The organism is Pseudomonas sp. SBT1-2, assembly GCF_028640875.1.
Lineage (GTDB): Bacteria > Pseudomonadota > Gammaproteobacteria > Pseudomonadales > Pseudomonadaceae > Aquipseudomonas > Aquipseudomonas chlororaphis_I.
In genome coordinates, this window is record NZ_JAQZAA010000044.1 from 77,634 (window position 1) to 93,141 (window position 15,508).

The window sequence follows — 15,508 nt, forward strand, 5'->3', positions numbered from 1 at the left end:
GTAATGGGCAGAAACGATTGAGCCTTTATAAAGCTACTCGTTCTGCCCTTGTTTTTTGTGTGCCCGACCGTCGGGAATCAGGAGAGATAGATGGATTTGAATGCTGAAGTGGACAACCTGGTCAAGGCTTCCCAAGCCTGGATTCCGATGATCATGGAGTATGGCAGTCGGGTACTGCTGGCCGTCATCACGCTGGCCATCGGCTGGTGGCTGATCAACAGTCTGACGCAAAAAGTCGGCAAGCTGCTGGCGCTGCGTAATGCCGACCAGGCCCTGCAGGGGTTTATCAGCAGCCTGGCGAACGTCATTCTCAAGGTGCTGCTGATTGTCAGCGTGGCCTCGATGATTGGTGTCGAAACCACTTCGTTCGTTGCCGCGATCGGTGCGGCGGGCCTGGCCATCGGCCTGGCCTTGCAAGGTAGCCTGGCCAACTTCGCCGGTGGCGTGCTGATCCTGCTGTTCCGTCCATTTCGCATCGGTGACGTGATCGAAGCCCAGGGCATCAGCGGTACGGTCGACAGCATCCAGATTTTCCACACGGTGCTGCGTACCGGCGACAACAAGACTGTTATCGTGCCTAACGGCAACCTGTCCAACGGCATCATCACCAACCACAACCGCCAGCTGACCCGCAAAGTGATCTTCGATGTCGGCGTGAACTACGAGGCTGACCTGCAAAAGGCCCGTGAGGTCCTGCTGGACCTGGCCAAGGACGAGCGCGTGCTGGCCGATCCGGAGCCAGTGGCGGTGGTTTCCATGCTGGGTGACAGCGCCATCACCCTTTCCCTGCGTGTCTGGGTGAAAACCGCGGATTACTGGGACGTGATGTTCCGCTTCAACGAGTTGTCCCGTGATCGCTTGAAGGAAGCTGGTATTGATATTCCGTTTCCACAACGAGTGATTCGTGTGGTTCAGGAAGCGGCTGTTTGAGTAAGTAAGGGGGATAGGGGTTAAGAGTCTGATCGAGTGGTCAGACTTTTAACGCGTTACTTGCTGGAGGATGTTTGAAACCTGGTTGTAACAATAAACTGTCGATAACCGGAGCTTCAGCGAGTCGCCAGCCCCAACAAAAAAGGCCCATCGAATGATGGGCCTTTTTTATTACTTGCTAAGTAACCGCTATTACAAGATCGACAGTGGGTAGTCGACGATCAGGCGGAACTCGGCGATATCGCCTTCGCCTTGATCTGCGTTGGCAGTGTGCCAAGCTTGGCGAGCACGGAACGACAGGTCTTTGGCTGGGCCAGTCTGGATGACGTATTTGGCTTCCAGGTTGGTTTCGTGGTGTTTGCCATCTTCACCGTAACCGTAGTTGCGGTATGGGCTGTCAATGTCCATTTTGGTGCCGTCGATGTCCCAGCCTTTCACGTAGCGGGCCATGAAGCTCAGGCCTGGAACGCCGTATTCAGCCATCTTCAGGTCATAACGAGCCTGTACCGATTTCTCGCCTGGGCCGTTGAAGTCGGAGTACTGGATGGAGTTGGCGAGGAAGATCGAGTCGCCGCCGCGGTTGTTGTCACCCACACCGATATAGTCGAATGGAGTGTCACCGTTGACCTTCTGGAAGCCCAGGGTAAGGGTGTGCGCCTTCAGGAACGAGTAGGCCGCTGCCAGCGAGTAGGTGGTGTTGCTGATATCACCAGCTTTGGCTTTGCCGGTATCGGTGGTGCGGTAGATGTTACCGTCCAGGTTGATCGACTGGTCGCCGCCCAGTGGAATGGTGTAGTTCAGGTTGGCGTAGTACTGGTTCCAGACGTCTTCCAGTTTGCCGCCATAGAGCGAAGCACTCAGCTCTGGGGTGATCGCGTACTTGCCACCAATGTAGTTCATGGTCTTGGAGGTGACAGCAAGTGCGTCAGAACTGGCGTAATTAGCATGCAACTCACCGTCGCGGTTCATTTCGTCCTGGCTGGAAGCCGAGTAGAAATGACCAGCCTCGAGATCGAGACCTTCGAGTTCGCTGCTCTGCAGTTGGATACCGCTCGCAGTTTGAGGCAGCAGACGAGAACCGCCTACGGCGAACACTGGGCTGGTGGAAGGCTGCATGTCGCCGATTTTCAGCTCGGTCTTGGAGACGCGGAACTTCACTGCCGCACCGGCTTTACCGAAGCTGTCATGGTTATGACCTTCACTGTCGGTGCTCAGGTTGCCCGAACCGGAATAACGGTCTTCACCGTCCAGTTTGATACCCAGGTAACCGAAAGCGTCAACGCCAACCCCTACAGTGCCTTGGGTATAGCCGGACTTGAAGACGCCATGGAAGCCTTGGGTCCAGTCTTTGTCGTCACGGTTCTTATAGCCAGTCTTGTTACGGTTGTAGTAGTAGTTGCGAAGCAGCAGGTCGAGCTTGCTGTCTTCAACGAAACCTTTAGCGTCAGCCTGGTTGCCAACAAAAGGTTCGGCCATAGCCACTTGTGTACCGGCTGCAGCTACTGCCAGTGCGATCATGCTCCACTTCATCACGCGCATCGTGATTTGCTCCTTTGGTTTTTAGAAGAGTACTGCCGTCCCACCTGTTTTATTATCTGGGCGGCTCTTTCTTTTTGTGTCGGCGCAAACTTATATCACGCCGACAATGTTGGCGATACTTGCGTATCAGTCCTTTCAGCTTCTTTACGACCCTGTCGCAAAATGCTCGATCAATGTCGCAAATCCGCAGTCCGCATGTATCCGGACTGACAACTTCAGCGCTGTTTTCGAAGGCTTGAACCTGGAACAAAAAGAACTTTGGTCAAGCAGTCAAATCTCCATGGGGCAGCCTTGCCACTATTGTTATTAGTCTCAGGAAAGGCCGTTTTTCGATGGCTTCTCCCTGGGACAATATGGGTGTGAATGCAACAAGCGTGCACAAAACGCGAAGGCACCGATTTTTTTTCGGTGATCGCCCTTCAGGCTGTAAAAACCGCATAAAACAGTGGTTTTAAGGTCGTTTTGTTTGGGCTTGACGTTCCCTGTCCTCCTGGTGTTGCTCCCTGAAAAAAACGTATGCCATTCCAAAACGTTACCGGTTCACCCTGGTGAGTGAGTAGATGGCGGATGGTCAACGCACTGAGCGTAGACGCACTGTGAGATTTTGGTGCAAAAGTTTCTTGATGCAGCTCAGTCATCATGTGGCGTCGGGCACTGGAAGAATGCGCAGGGAAGGGGCTCTTTCGCGGTTTTCTCCTTGTTTTTTATGAGCTTCGTTCTGTCATGGTGCAGCCCGCCGGAAAATGTTCCAGGTCGGGGCGCTCTGACGTGTGGCATCTAGGATGAGTGTTGAGGCGGATCTGCGCAGCAGAGCGATGAACGCAAGAGCTTTCGCAGGTATGCTGCCGTTCTGTCGCTTGGCGGGCAGCCGGTCATGGCGTTCGCTAAGCTGAAACTTGATGAGCTGAGCGGGAGTGCGCGCGGTGTTCGCTTTAGATCCACGACTTCAACAAGACACATTGCCCATTGGGGATTTCCCCCTTTGCCGGCTGCTGTTGTCCAACGATTCCAATTACCCGTGGTTCATCCTGGTACCGCGCCGGGAAGATATCCGCGAGTTGTTTCAACTGGATGACGCGGACCAGCAGCAACTGTGGCGAGAAACCACGGCGCTGGCGGAGTTGCTTAAAGACTCGTTCGATGCGGACAAGTTGAATGTGGCGACTCTGGGTAATGTCGTCAGCCAGTTGCACATGCACGTTATCGTTCGCAAGCGCGACGACGCGGCCTGGCCTGCTCCGGTATGGGGCAAGCTGCCTGCCAAGCCCTACGACGCCGAACAGGTGGCCGTGATTCGTGAGCGGTTACGACTGGTACTGACCGATGATTTCAAGTTTCTGGAGGGCTGAGTCATGAGCCTGGAAGAACGGGTAACAGATCTGGAAAGCCGATTGGCTTTTCAGGATGACACCATTCAAGCCCTGAACGACGTGCTGGTAGGGCAGCAGCGGGTGGTCGAGCGTCTGCAGTTGCAGATGGCCGCTTTGCTCAAGCGTCAGGAGGAAATGGTGGGGCAGTTCGAGTCATTCGAAGAAGAGGCTCCGCCACCACATTACTGAGCGCCGGACGGTCTGCCGTCCAGGCAATAAAAAACCGCGAGCAGCCTGGCTGCGTCGCGGTTTTTTATTGGGCGTGAATCAGCGGCGTGGCAGTGCCGCAATCACGTCTTCAGCTTGCAGGCCCTTGTCACGATTCATGACGGAGAACTCCACGCGCTGGCCTTCCACCAGGACGCGGTGACCTTCGCCACGGATGGCGCGGAAATGCACGAAGATGTCATCGCCGGAGTCGCGAGAGATGAAGCCGAAACCCTTCGAAGTGTTGAACCACTTGACGGTGCCGGTATCGCGATTGCTCATGTCGTAGGTTTGCGAAGTGTTAGCCGAAGGAGACGATTTGTAGAAGCTGACAGCCAGGTGCAGAAGAACGGCAATCGCCGCGGTCACCAGGCTGAACAGCACAGCCGGCTGACCTGCGATAACCGGCATCGGCGCCAGCAGGGTCAAGGTCTGCAAGACCACCGCCAGCACCAGAAGCGCGCTGACCAGGTTTTGCAGTTGGTGACGCGGGCCTTTGTTCCAGTAGGGGATAACCGGAGCCAGTGTCAGGTTGAGCAGGCCGAAAAAGGCCAGGTAAAGAGCATCGGGTTGTTGCAGGAAGGGAACGGCTTCGGATCGCAGGCTAGGGATAAAGGACAGCAGCAAGGCTGCTGCGCCCGTTAGCAGGTGGACGATTTTCAACATTTTAATGAACTCACGTTAAGACGGATCACAAGGAAGAGCTGAGCGTGCACGGTTCGCTTCTGAACAATGGGAGGCGGTGAGCACGTGCGCGGGATCAGCCTATGCGCTGAGGCCGAGAAATAGGCAACAGCGACACGGCCTCTATTTAACAGCAAAGCCCAGGCCTTCTCAAATCAGGTGCTGTAGCCGGGTGAAGGGCGAAAGTCCTGATTGTCCTGAGGGAATACCGGACTATCGGGCAAAGCCTTGTTCTAGAGGCCAGCATCTAAAAAATCGGGAACGGTGGCTTCTCAGGTGGGTCACAACCGGCGTGGGCTTTCTTGCAGGTACTGGTCGCCCGCTCGGGGGGGCAATCTGTCGCACGGTCTCGGGCAATCCCGGGCTGCGGGTGCAGGGTAGTCTTGCTAGAGTGGTCCGGTACCTGACCTGTTGAATTCAATGTGCTAACGGAGATAGACATGGCAATCGATATCGGTATCAGCGCAGAAGATCGCAAATCCATCGTGGAGGGGCTCTCTCGCCTGCTTTCAGATACTTATGTGCTGTATCTGAAGACCCATAATTTCCACTGGAACGTCACGGGCCCGCAGTTCCGTACGCTGCACCTGATGTTCGAAGAGCAGTACAACGAACTGGCGCTGGCGGTGGACCTGATCGCCGAGCGTATCCGCGCCCTGGGGTTCCCGGCGCCAGGCGCCTATTCCATCTACGCGCGTCTTTCTTCGATCAAGGAAGAAGAGGGCGTACCAAGCGCCGATGAGATGATCAAGCAACTGGTGGCGGGGCAGGAAGCGGTGACTCGCACCGCCCGTGGCATTTTCCCGATCATCGACAAGGTCAGCGACGAACCCACCGCGGACCTGCTGACCCAGCGGATGCAGGTGCATGAGAAAACCGCGTGGATGCTGCGCTCGCTGTTGAGCGAGCAATAATCCCGCAGACCGAATGGCGCCGTTATCGGCGCCATTTGCTTTTATGGGGCATGACTTGTCGTCCGATCATGGCGGTTCGCCCTCAGGCCCGATGGCTGGGGTATGGCAGCGGAGTGCTGGCTTCGTTTCGGCGGGCGGTGGTCTATCGGTGCCGTCATACGGCTGCACAGGGCCGATTTAATGGATATAATCCCGCCCTTTGCTATATAACCCGGGCCTCGGCACGGGTTAAGCCAGACGTTAAGTACGCCGAGACGCTCTCATGCCCATGTACGACTACCAATGTGCTTCCTGTGGTCATCAGCTGGAAGCCATTCAAAAGATCAGCGCGCCTGCGTTGGTCGATTGCCCTGCCTGCCAGGCGCCCGAGCTGAAAAAAATGCTGTCCATGCCAGGTTTCCGCCTCAGCGGTTCGGGCTGGTATGAGACCGACTTCAAGACCGGCGCCAAGAAGAACCTGGCCGGTGGCGACAAAGCTGATTAAGTTGAACGACACGCGCGAGCTCTTGCATTATCCGGTACCCCGAGGTGCGCAAGGCCTCCCATCGAATTTCGAATTACGAGAAGTGAAACCACTACCATGATGCGCAGCCATTATTGCGGCCAACTGAACGAAAGCCTGGAAGGTCAGGAAGTTACCCTTTGCGGATGGGTCCACCGTCGTCGCGACCATGGCGGGGTGATCTTCCTCGATATCCGTGATCGTGAAGGTCTGGCCCAGGTGGTGTTCGACCCGGACCGCGCTGAAACCTTTGCCGCCGCCGACCGTGTGCGCAGCGAATACGTGGTCAAGATCACCGGCAAGGTGCGCCTGCGTCCGGCCGGTGCCGGCAACGCCAACATGGCTTCGGGCATGATCGAAGTCCTGGGCTACCAGCTGGAAGTGCTGAACGAAGCGGAAACCCCGCCGTTCCCACTCAACGAATACTCCGACGTGGGCGAAGAAACCCGCCTGCGCTATCGCTTCATCGACCTGCGCCGTCCAGAAATGGCCGAGAAGCTGCGTCTGCGCTCGCGCATGACCACCAGCATCCGTCGCTACCTGGACGAGAACGGTTTCCTCGACGTCGAAACCCCGATCCTGACCCGTGCCACCCCTGAAGGCGCGCGTGACTATCTGGTGCCGAGCCGTACCCACGCCGGCAGCTTCTTCGCTCTGCCGCAGTCGCCACAGCTGTTCAAGCAGTTGCTGATGGTCGCCGGCTTCGACCGCTACTACCAGATCGCCAAATGCTTCCGCGACGAAGACCTGCGTGCCGACCGTCAGCCTGAGTTCACCCAGATCGACATCGAAACCAGCTTCCTCGATGAAAAAGACATCATGGGCCTGACCGAAGGCATGATCCGCAACCTGTTCAAGGAAGTGCTGGATCTGGAATTCGGCGAGTTCCCGCACATGACCTTTGAAGAGGCCATGCGTCGCTACGGTTCCGACAAGCCGGACCTGCGTATCCCGCTGGAACTGGTGGACGTTGCCGACCAGCTCAAGGAAGTCGAATTCAAGGTGTTCAGCGGCCCGGCCAACGATCCGAAATGCCGTATCGCCGCCTTGCGCGTTCCTGGCGGGGCGAGCATGCCGCGCAAGCAGATCGACGACTACACCAAGTTCGTCGGCATCTACGGTGCCAAGGGCCTGGCCTACATCAAGGTCAACGAACGCGCCAATGGCGTTGACGGTCTGCAGTCTCCAATCGTCAAGAACATCCCGGAAGCCAACCTGAACGTGATCCTCGATCGCGTGGGTGCGGTCGACGGCGACATCGTGTTCTTCGGCGCCGACAAGGCCAAGATCGTCAGCGAGGCCCTGGGCGCGCTGCGGATCAAGCTCGGTCACGACCTGAACCTGCTGACCTGCGAATGGGCTCCGCTGTGGGTCGTCGACTTCCCGATGTTCGAAGAGAACGACGACGGCAGCTTCACCGCGCTGCACCACCCGTTCACCGCGCCGAAGTGTTCGCCGGAAGAATTGGAAGCCAACCCGGCGACCGCACTGTCCCGTGCCTACGACATGGTGCTCAACGGCACCGAACTGGGCGGCGGTTCGATCCGTATCCACCGCAAGGAAATGCAACAGGCGGTCTTCCGTCTGCTGGGCATCGATGAAGCGGAACAGGAAGAGAAATTCGGCTTCCTGCTGGACGCCCTGAAGTACGGCGCACCGCCGCACGGCGGCCTGGCGTTCGGTCTGGACCGTCTGGTGATGCTGATGACCGGCGCCCAGTCGATCCGTGAAGTGATTGCCTTCCCGAAAACCCAGAGCGCTGCTTGCGTGATGACCCAGGCTCCTGGCCTGGTCGACGCCAAGGCGCTGCGCGAGCTGCACATCCGCCTGCGCGAACAGCCAAAGGCTGAGTAAGGCCGACCTGAAGGCGCATCTGCGGATGCGCCTTTTTCTATTGGGTCGAGATATTTGTTGCCCGCCCGCCGTTACAGGCGTTGCGGGCATTGTTTCAAAGAGAATTTGGAGCGCGTTATGGCAGGTCATTCCAAGTGGGCGAACATCAAGCACCGCAAAGAGCGTCAGGATGCCAAGAGAGGCAAGATTTTCACCAAGTGGATCCGTGAGCTGACGGTCGCCGCTCGCCAGGGCGGTGGCGAACCCGGTTCCAACCCGCGTTTGCGTCTGGCCCTGGACAAGGCCCTGGGCGCCAACATGAGCCGCGACATCATCGATCGCGCCATTGCCCGTGGCGCTGGTGCGACCGAGGCCGACAACGTCGAAGAGCTGACCTATGAGGGGTATGGCCCGGGCGGCGTGGCGGTGATGGTCGAATGCATGACCGACAACCGCAACCGTACCGCAGCGGCCGTGCGCCATGCGTTCAGCAAATGTGGCGGCAACCTGGGTACCGACGGTTCGGTGGCGTATCTGTTCGAACGCAAGGGGCAGATCAGCTTTGCGCCGGGCGTCGATGAGGACGCACTGACCGATGCGGCGTTGGAAGCCGACGCCGATGACGTGGTTGTTCACGAAGACGGCTCGATCGATGTGTTTACCTCGTTCACTGGCTTCTATGCGGTACGCAACGCACTCGAAGAGGCCGGTTTCAAGGGCGACGACGCGGAAATCGTCATGCAGCCGACCACCAGCGCCGAGCTGGACCTGGAAGGCGCCGAGAAGATCCTCAAGCTGATCGACATGCTCGAAGACCTGGACGATGTGCAGAACGTCTACTCCAACGCGGATATTCCCCAGTCGGTGGCCGAGCAACTCGGCTGATGCTGATAGCACGATAAAAGATCGCAGCCTTCGGCGGTTTCCCCCCTTTACACACAGGGTTACGCTGTACCTGTAGGGGAGCTGTCGAAGGCTGCGATTTTTTGTTTCTCCAGCTTCTCCCGGCGTTACCTTAGGCAACCGAATTTTCTCTTTGCAGGCGTTATGACTCTTATTCTTGGTATCGACCCGGGTTCGCGCATCACCGGTTACGGCGTGGTACGTGATACCGGGCGTGGCTGCGTGTACGTGGCTTCGGGCTGTATTCGCACGGGCGCCGGCGAGCTGCATGAGCGGCTGCAAATCGTCTATCGCGGGGTTCGTGAGGTCATTCAGACCTACGGTCCGGTGACCATGGGCATTGAAAAGGTGTTCATGGCGCGTAACGCCGACTCGGCCCTGAAACTGGGCCAGGCCCGTGGCGCGGCGATTGTGGCGGGGGCCGAGGAAAGCCTGGAAATCGCCGAATACACCGCCACTCAGGTCAAGCAGGCCGTGGCGGGCACCGGCGGGGCCAACAAGGAACAGGTGCAAATGATGGTCATGCACTTGCTCAAGTTGACCAGCAAGCCGCAGATCGACGCTTCGGACGCCCTGGCGATTGCCATCTGTCATGCCCACACCCGTTCCAGCCTGCTGCCCCACGGCCTGGGTACCGCACGCAGTCGTGGCGGCCGCCTGCGTCTCTGATAGCATCTGCGCAAACATTTGATGAGTGGAGCATCCCGCGCCTGTCTGCCCGGCCCGGATCTTCGCTCTGTGACCCGTCGGCCGCTGTTCTGGCCTGAGCTAAGGATCTGAAACGTGATTGGACGCTTGCGCGGCACCTTGACTGAAAAACAGCCGCCGCACCTGATTCTCGATGTAAACGGTCTGGGTTACGAGGTGGAAGTCCCCATGACCACCCTGTACCGCCTGCCGTCGGTCGGTGAACCGCTCACCCTGCACACCCATTTGGTCGTGCGTGAAGATGCCCAGTTACTCTATGGCTTTGCCAGCAAGCGCGAGCGGGACTTCTTTCGCGAACTGATTCGCCTCAATGGTGTAGGGCCGAAACTGGCGCTGGCGCTGATGTCCAGCCTGGAGGTCGACGAACTGGTGCGTTGCGTGCAAGCACAGGACACCTCGGCGCTGACCAAGGTGCCGGGGGTCGGTAAAAAGACCGCGGAGCGTCTGCTGGTCGAGCTCAAGGACCGCTTCAAGGCCTGGGAAACCGTGCCGAGCATGTTTGCCCTGGTGCCGAACCAGCCGGACGCGCCGATGCCGGTGGCCAGTGCCGAGACCGATGCGGTCAGTGCCTTGATCTCCCTGGGCTACAAGCCGCAGGAAGCCAGCAAGGCGGTTTCCGCGATCAAGGAAAAAGGCCTGAGCAGTGAAGACATGATTCGCCGCGCGCTGAAGGGAATGATTTAAGTGATAGAAGCAGATCGTCTGATCGCCGCCACGGGCCCCCGTGAGCGCGAGGAAGTCCAGGACCGTGCGATTCGCCCCGTCAGCCTGGCCGAATACATCGGCCAGCCGACGGTGCGCGAGCAAATGGAGCTGTTCATCCAGGCTGCCCGCGGGCGCAACGAGTCGCTGGACCACACCCTGATCTTCGGCCCGCCGGGGCTGGGCAAGACCACGCTGGCCAACATCATCGCCCAGGAAATGGGGGTGTCGATCAAGAGCACCTCGGGCCCGGTGCTGGAGCGCCCCGGGGACCTGGCGGCGCTGCTGACCAATCTCGAACCGAACGACGTACTGTTTATCGATGAGATCCATCGTCTGTCGCCGATCGTCGAGGAAGTGCTGTACCCGGCCATGGAAGATTTCCAGCTGGACATCATGATCGGCGAAGGGCCAGCGGCCCGTTCGATCAAGCTCGACCTGCCGCCGTTCACCCTGGTGGGGGCGACGACTCGCGCGGGCATGTTGACCAACCCGCTGCGCGATCGCTTCGGCATTGTCCAGCGCCTGGAGTTCTATAGCACCGCGGACCTGGCGACCATTGTCGGGCGTTCCGCCGGCATTCTCGGTTTGCCGCTGGACCCGGACGGCGCCTTCGAAATCGCCCGGCGCGCCCGCGGCACGCCGCGTATCGCCAACCGTTTGTTGCGTCGGGTGCGGGACTTTGCCGAGGTTCGTGCCAAGGGCCACATCACCAAGCCCATCGCCGACCTGGCGCTGAACCTGCTGGATGTCGACGAGCGTGGCTTCGACCACCAGGACCGGCGCCTGTTGTTGACCATGATCGAGAAGTTCGACGGCGGGCCGGTGGGGGTCGACAGCCTGGCGGCCGCGATCAGCGAAGAGCGGCACACCATCGAGGACGTACTCGAGCCCTATCTGATCCAGCAGGGCTATATCATGCGTACGCCGCGGGGCCGTGTAGTGACCCGGCATGCCTATCTGCACTTCGGTCTTAACATCCCGTCACGATTGGGCGAGATGCCCGTAGTAGACGAATTCCTCGATGCCGTGGACGATTAATAACCGCTTGGGCAGCGATTTATTCGCAGCCTGTGTGGTCCTAGGGGGCTGGCATTGCCGTTATTTCGCCAGAAAGGCGTTCGAGAATGAAAAACAGTTGCCTGGCCGGATTGGCAACCTGAGGAGTAAGCACTAGAGTATGCGCGCGCAAAACGGGCTTGGGTCGTTCGCACATCGTTGTCGCGTTTATTACGAAGACACCGATGCCGGCGGCATCGTGTATTACGTTAATTACCTTAAGTTTATGGAACGGGCTCGAACCGAGCGGCTACGAGATCTGGGCTTTGCCCAATCGCAGCTGGCAGGGGAGAACCTGTTGTTCGTCGTGCATTCCAGCGAAGCGCGCTACCACGCGCCGGCGCGACTGGACGACGAGCTTCTGGTAAGTGCAGAAGTCATCGAATTGAACCGGGCCAGCCTGCGCTTCAAACAGCAGGTCAGGCGAGCCACGGATAATGCACTGCTCTGCGAAGGGCAGTTTCTGGTGGCCTGTGTGCGCACCGACAATTTGAAACCCCGGGCCATTCCCGAAGCTCTACGTGCGGCCTTTGCCGACGTGAGCGGCGCGGGTACACACTCAGAGCAGGAGATAAAGCGTGGAAGCTAACGTCGTCGACCATTCCTCCATGTGGAGCTTGGTCAGCAATGCCAGCATCGTTGTGCAGTTGGTAATGCTGACCCTGGTAGCCGCATCGGTGACCTCATGGGTCATGATCTTTCAGCGCAGCAACCTGCTGCGCGCCGGTCGACGCGCCCTGGAGAGCTTCGAAGAGCGCTTCTGGTCGGGCATCGACCTGTCCAAGCTGTACCGTCAGGCGGGCAGCAACCCGGACCCTGATTCCGGTGTGGAGCAGATCTTCCGTGCCGGTTTCAAAGAGTTTTCGCGCCTGCGCCAGCAATCGGGCGTTGATCCCGAGGCGGTCATGGAAGGTGTCGCGCGTGCCATGCGTGTCGCCATCTCCCGCGAAGAAGAGAAGCTCGAGCAGAGCCTGCCGTTCCTCGCCACCGTCGGTTCGGTCAGCCCGTACATCGGTCTGTTCGGTACCGTCTGGGGGATCATGAACTCCTTCCGCGGCCTGGCCAGCGCCCAGCAGGCGACCCTGGCGACCGTAGCACCGGGTATCGCCGAAGCCCTGATCGCCACCGCGATCGGCCTGTTTGCCGCGATCCCGGCCGTTATTGCCTATAACCGTTTTGCGGCCCGTGGCGAGACCCTGATCAGCCGTTACTACACCTTCGCCGACGAGTTCCAGGCGATCCTGCACCGTAAAGTGCACACCAGCGAAGAGTGAGCAGGTAAATCCCCATGGCCCGAGTTCGCCACAAACGCAAGCCGGTTGCCGAGATGAACGTGGTGCCCTACATCGACGTGATGTTGGTACTGCTGGTTATCTTCATGGTGACCGCGCCGATGCTCAATCAGGGCGTGAAAGTCGATCTGCCCAAGGTTTCCAGCGAAGCCTTGCCGCAGGACAACAACACCCAGGTCCTGACCATTTCGATCAAGGCTGACAAGACCTACTACTGGAACCTTGGTAGCGAAGTCGACACCGACAAGCAGATGGACAAGGCCATGACCTTGCCGCAGATGACCGACGCCGTGACCAAGATCATTCGCGCCGGCAATGAAGGCGGCAAGCATACCCAGGTGTTCATTCGCGGCGACAAGTCCGTTGACTACGGTGCCGTCATGGGCGCCATGGGCGGGCTGCAGAAGGCCGGCGTCGGTAACGTTGGCCTGATTACCGAGGCGCCCTGATGCAGCAACAGCGAGAGCCGTCCGCCTCGGAAAGCTACTTCTGGCCTAGCGTGTGGGCAATTGCCCTGCACGTTCTGGTGTTCGGCATGCTGTTCGTCAGTTTTGCCATGACGCCGGAGTTGCCGCCGTCCAAGCCGATCGTCCAGGCGACCCTGTATCAGCTGAAATCGAAAAGTCAGGCGACCACCCAGACCAATCAGAAGATTGCGGGAGAGGCGAAGAAATCCGCCGCGCGCCAGACCGAAGTCGAGCAGATGGAGCAGAAAAAGGTCGAGCAGGAAGCGGTCAAGGCTGCGGAACAAAAGAAAGAAGAGGCTGCTCAAAAAGCCGAGGAAGCGAAAAAGGCCGACGAAGCCAAGAAAGCGGATGAGGCGAAGAAGGCTGATGAAGCCAAGAAAGCCGACGACGCGAAGAAGGCTGCGGAAGCGAAAAAGGCTGAAGAGAAACAATTGGCTGATATAGCCAAAAAGAAAGCCGAAGAAGAAGCCAAGAAAGCCGCCGAAGAAGAGGCCAAGAAAAAGGCCGCTGAAGAGGCGAAGAAAAAGATAGTCGAAGACGCGAAGAAGAAAGCCGCGGAAGACGCCAAGAAGAAAGCTGAAGCAGACGAGGCGAAGAAGAAGGTCGCCGAGGACGCGAAGAAGAAAGCCGCCGCCGACGCAGCCAAGAAAAAGGCTCAGGAAGCAGCGCGTAAATCCGCCGAAGATAAAAAGGCCCAGGCCCTGGCTGATTTGCTTTCCGACACGCCGCAGCGTCAGCAGGCCTTGGCGGACGAGCAGGGCGACGAAGTCGCGGGCAGTTTCGACGATCTGATTCGTGCTCGTGCGGCGGAAGGCTGGGCTCGTCCTCCTTCGGCGCGCAACAACATGACTGTCGTGCTGCAAATCGGCATGTTGCCGGATGGTACGGTGACTTCCGTGTCGGTGGCCAAGTCCAGCGGCGATGGTCCGTTCGATGCCTCGGCGGTAGCTGCGGTCAAGAACATTGGACGTTTGACAGAAATGCAGGGAATGAAGCCGAGCGATTTCGCTCCGTATCGTTCATTCAAGATGACATTCACACCTGAGGATCTAGCCTTGTGAGAAACCTTCTTCGAGGATTGCTTGTCGTTATTTGCTGTATGGCAGGGATAGCGACAGCGGATGAAAAGAACATTCTGGTCACCAGTGGCAGTGACCGGGCCACGCCCATCGCCGTAGTGCCGTTCGGTTGGCAAGGGGGCAGCGTGCTGCCCGACGACATGGCTGAAATCATCGGCAACGACCTGCGCAACTCGGGTTACTACTCGCCGATTCCAAAGCAGAACATGATCAGCCTGCCGACCCAGGCCAGCGAAGTCATCTACCGTGACTGGAAGGCCCTGGGCGCCCAGTACATCATGGTCGGCAGCATTGTCCCGGCGGGCGGTCGCCTGCAGGTGCAATACGCCCTGTTCAACGTCGCCACCGAACAGCAAGTGCTGACCGGTAGCGTCTCGGGCAGCGTCGACCAGCTGCGCGACATGGCTCACTACATCTCCGACCAGTCGTTCGAGAAGCTCACCGGTATCAAGGGCGCCTTCTCGACTCGCATGCTGTATGTCACGGCAGAGCGTTTCTCCGAGAAGAACACGCGCTACACCCTGCAACGCTCCGACTATGACGGCGCGCGTGCGGTGACCCTGCTGCAATCCCGTGAGCCGATCCTGTCGCCGCGCTTCGCGCCGGACGGCAAGCGCATTGCCTATGTGTCGTTCGAACAGAAGCGTCCGCGCATCTTCGTTCAGCACATCGACACTGGCCGTCGCGAGCAGATCACCAACTTCGAAGGCCTGAACGGCGCGCCTGCCTGGTCGCCGGACGGCCAGCGCCTGGCGTTCGTGCTGTCCAAGGACGGCAACCCGGACATCTATGTGATGAACCTGGGGTCGCGTCAGATCTCGCGTGTGACCGCAGGTCCTGGCATCAACACCGAACCGTTCTGGGGCAAGGATGGTTCGACCATCTACTTCACCTCGGACCGTGGCGGCAAACCACAGATCTACAAGACCAGCGCCGGTGGTGGCGGTGCGGAACGGGTGACTTTCGTGGGCAACTACAACGCCAACCCGAAACTGTCCGCGGATGAAAAAACCCTGGTCATGATTCACCGGCAGGACGGCTTCACAAACTTCAAGGTAGCTGCCCAGGATTTGCAGCGTGGCAACGTAAAAATCCTTACCGACAGCACACTTGATGAGTCGCCTACTGTTGCGCCCAACGGCACCATGGTAATCTACGCCACCCGCCAGCAGGGCCGGGGAGTCTTGATGCTCGTGTCCATTAATGGACGCGTGAGGCTCCCGCTTCCTACCGCTCAAGGCGAAGTCAGAGAACCGTCCTGGTCCCCTTACCTGAACTGACGCGGCGCTTTACGTTTTACTTAACACACTGGGGTTCAT

Annotated in this window: 17 protein-coding genes; 15 read left to right on the forward strand and 2 right to left on the reverse strand. The window is 58.7% G+C overall.

Annotation, left to right across the window (positions count from 1 at the left end; genetic code table 11):
* Positions 1-90: 90 nt before the first annotated feature.
* Positions 91-930: a mechanosensitive ion channel family protein gene (locus PVZ78_RS04090; RefSeq protein WP_009050475.1), complete on the forward strand. Its 840-nt coding sequence runs from the start codon at positions 91-93 to the stop codon at positions 928-930.
* Between the two features lie 192 nt (positions 931-1,122).
* Here the strand turns inward: PVZ78_RS04090 and PVZ78_RS04095 are convergent, their stop codons facing one another.
* Positions 1,123-2,469: an OprD family porin gene (locus PVZ78_RS04095; RefSeq protein ID WP_273828260.1), complete on the reverse strand. Its 1,347-nt coding sequence runs from the start codon at positions 2,467-2,469 to the stop codon at positions 1,123-1,125.
* Between the two features lie 923 nt (positions 2,470-3,392).
* On the opposite strand from PVZ78_RS04095, the gene PVZ78_RS04100 reads away from it, so the two are divergent.
* On the forward strand, positions 3,393-3,818 hold the full coding sequence (locus tag PVZ78_RS04100) for an HIT family protein (protein ID WP_028683237.1): 426 nt from the start codon (positions 3,393-3,395) through the stop codon (positions 3,816-3,818).
* Positions 3,819-3,821: 3 nt separating this feature from the next.
* Positions 3,822-4,028, forward strand: a complete 207-nt coding sequence (locus PVZ78_RS04105) for a SlyX family protein (RefSeq protein ID WP_009050472.1) — start codon at positions 3,822-3,824, stop codon at positions 4,026-4,028.
* A 78-nt stretch (positions 4,029-4,106) separates the two neighbouring features.
* Here the strand turns inward: PVZ78_RS04105 and PVZ78_RS04110 are convergent, their stop codons facing one another.
* Positions 4,107-4,712, reverse strand: a complete 606-nt coding sequence (locus tag PVZ78_RS04110; protein WP_009050471.1) for a cold-shock protein — start codon at positions 4,710-4,712, stop codon at positions 4,107-4,109.
* Between the two features lie 458 nt (positions 4,713-5,170).
* Between PVZ78_RS04110 and PVZ78_RS04115 the strand changes: the two genes are divergently transcribed.
* The 12 genes from PVZ78_RS04115 to tolB all read left to right on the forward strand — a co-directional run bounded on the left by PVZ78_RS04115 (position 5,171) and on the right by tolB (position 15,469).
* On the forward strand, positions 5,171-5,644 hold the full coding sequence (locus PVZ78_RS04115) for a Dps family protein (protein ID WP_009045289.1): 474 nt from the start codon (positions 5,171-5,173) through the stop codon (positions 5,642-5,644).
* Between the two features lie 262 nt (positions 5,645-5,906).
* On the forward strand, positions 5,907-6,128 hold the full coding sequence (locus tag PVZ78_RS04120) for an FmdB family zinc ribbon protein (RefSeq protein WP_007931131.1): 222 nt from the start codon (positions 5,907-5,909) through the stop codon (positions 6,126-6,128).
* A gap of 96 nt (positions 6,129-6,224) precedes the next feature.
* The gene (aspS, locus tag PVZ78_RS04125) at positions 6,225-8,000 is read left to right on the forward strand and encodes an aspartate--tRNA ligase (RefSeq protein ID WP_009050470.1); all 1,776 of its coding nucleotides are present in this window, start codon (positions 6,225-6,227) and stop codon (positions 7,998-8,000) included.
* 117 nt (positions 8,001-8,117) lie between these two features.
* Entirely contained in the window at positions 8,118-8,864 is a 747-nt protein-coding gene (locus PVZ78_RS04130) for a YebC/PmpR family DNA-binding transcriptional regulator (protein ID WP_007931120.1), read from the forward strand.
* Positions 8,865-9,026: 162 nt separating this feature from the next.
* Positions 9,027-9,551 carry a crossover junction endodeoxyribonuclease RuvC gene (gene ruvC / locus PVZ78_RS04135; protein ID WP_007931118.1) on the forward strand — a complete coding sequence of 175 codons (525 nt, stop codon included), beginning with the start codon at positions 9,027-9,029 and terminating at the stop codon, positions 9,549-9,551.
* Between the two features lie 114 nt (positions 9,552-9,665).
* Positions 9,666-10,274 carry a Holliday junction branch migration protein RuvA gene (gene ruvA / locus PVZ78_RS04140; RefSeq protein WP_273828261.1) on the forward strand — a complete coding sequence of 203 codons (609 nt, stop codon included), beginning with the start codon at positions 9,666-9,668 and terminating at the stop codon, positions 10,272-10,274.
* Positions 10,275-11,333 (forward strand): Holliday junction branch migration DNA helicase RuvB, encoded by a 1,059-nt coding sequence (gene ruvB, locus PVZ78_RS04145; RefSeq protein WP_009050468.1) that lies wholly within the window; start codon positions 10,275-10,277, stop codon positions 11,331-11,333. It abuts the gene before it with no gap.
* Between the two features lie 139 nt (positions 11,334-11,472).
* On the forward strand, positions 11,473-11,940 hold the full coding sequence (ybgC, locus tag PVZ78_RS04150; RefSeq protein ID WP_009050467.1) for a tol-pal system-associated acyl-CoA thioesterase: 468 nt from the start codon (positions 11,473-11,475) through the stop codon (positions 11,938-11,940).
* Positions 11,930-12,625, forward strand: coding sequence for a protein TolQ (tolQ, locus tag PVZ78_RS04155; protein WP_009050466.1), 696 nt, complete (start codon positions 11,930-11,932; stop codon positions 12,623-12,625). The genes ybgC and tolQ overlap by 11 nt, the downstream gene beginning before the upstream one ends.
* A 14-nt stretch (positions 12,626-12,639) precedes the next feature.
* The gene (gene tolR, locus PVZ78_RS04160; RefSeq protein WP_007931110.1) at positions 12,640-13,092 is read left to right on the forward strand and encodes a protein TolR; all 453 of its coding nucleotides are present in this window, start codon (positions 12,640-12,642) and stop codon (positions 13,090-13,092) included.
* Positions 13,092-14,171, forward strand: a complete 1,080-nt coding sequence (gene tolA / locus PVZ78_RS04165; RefSeq protein WP_007931108.1) for a cell envelope integrity protein TolA — start codon at positions 13,092-13,094, stop codon at positions 14,169-14,171. Before tolR ends, tolA begins: the two co-directional genes overlap by 1 nt.
* Before the next feature lie 38 nt (positions 14,172-14,209).
* Entirely contained in the window at positions 14,210-15,469 is a 1,260-nt protein-coding gene (gene tolB / locus PVZ78_RS04170; RefSeq protein ID WP_007931107.1) for a Tol-Pal system beta propeller repeat protein TolB, read from the forward strand.
* Positions 15,470-15,508: the final 39 nt, after the last annotated feature.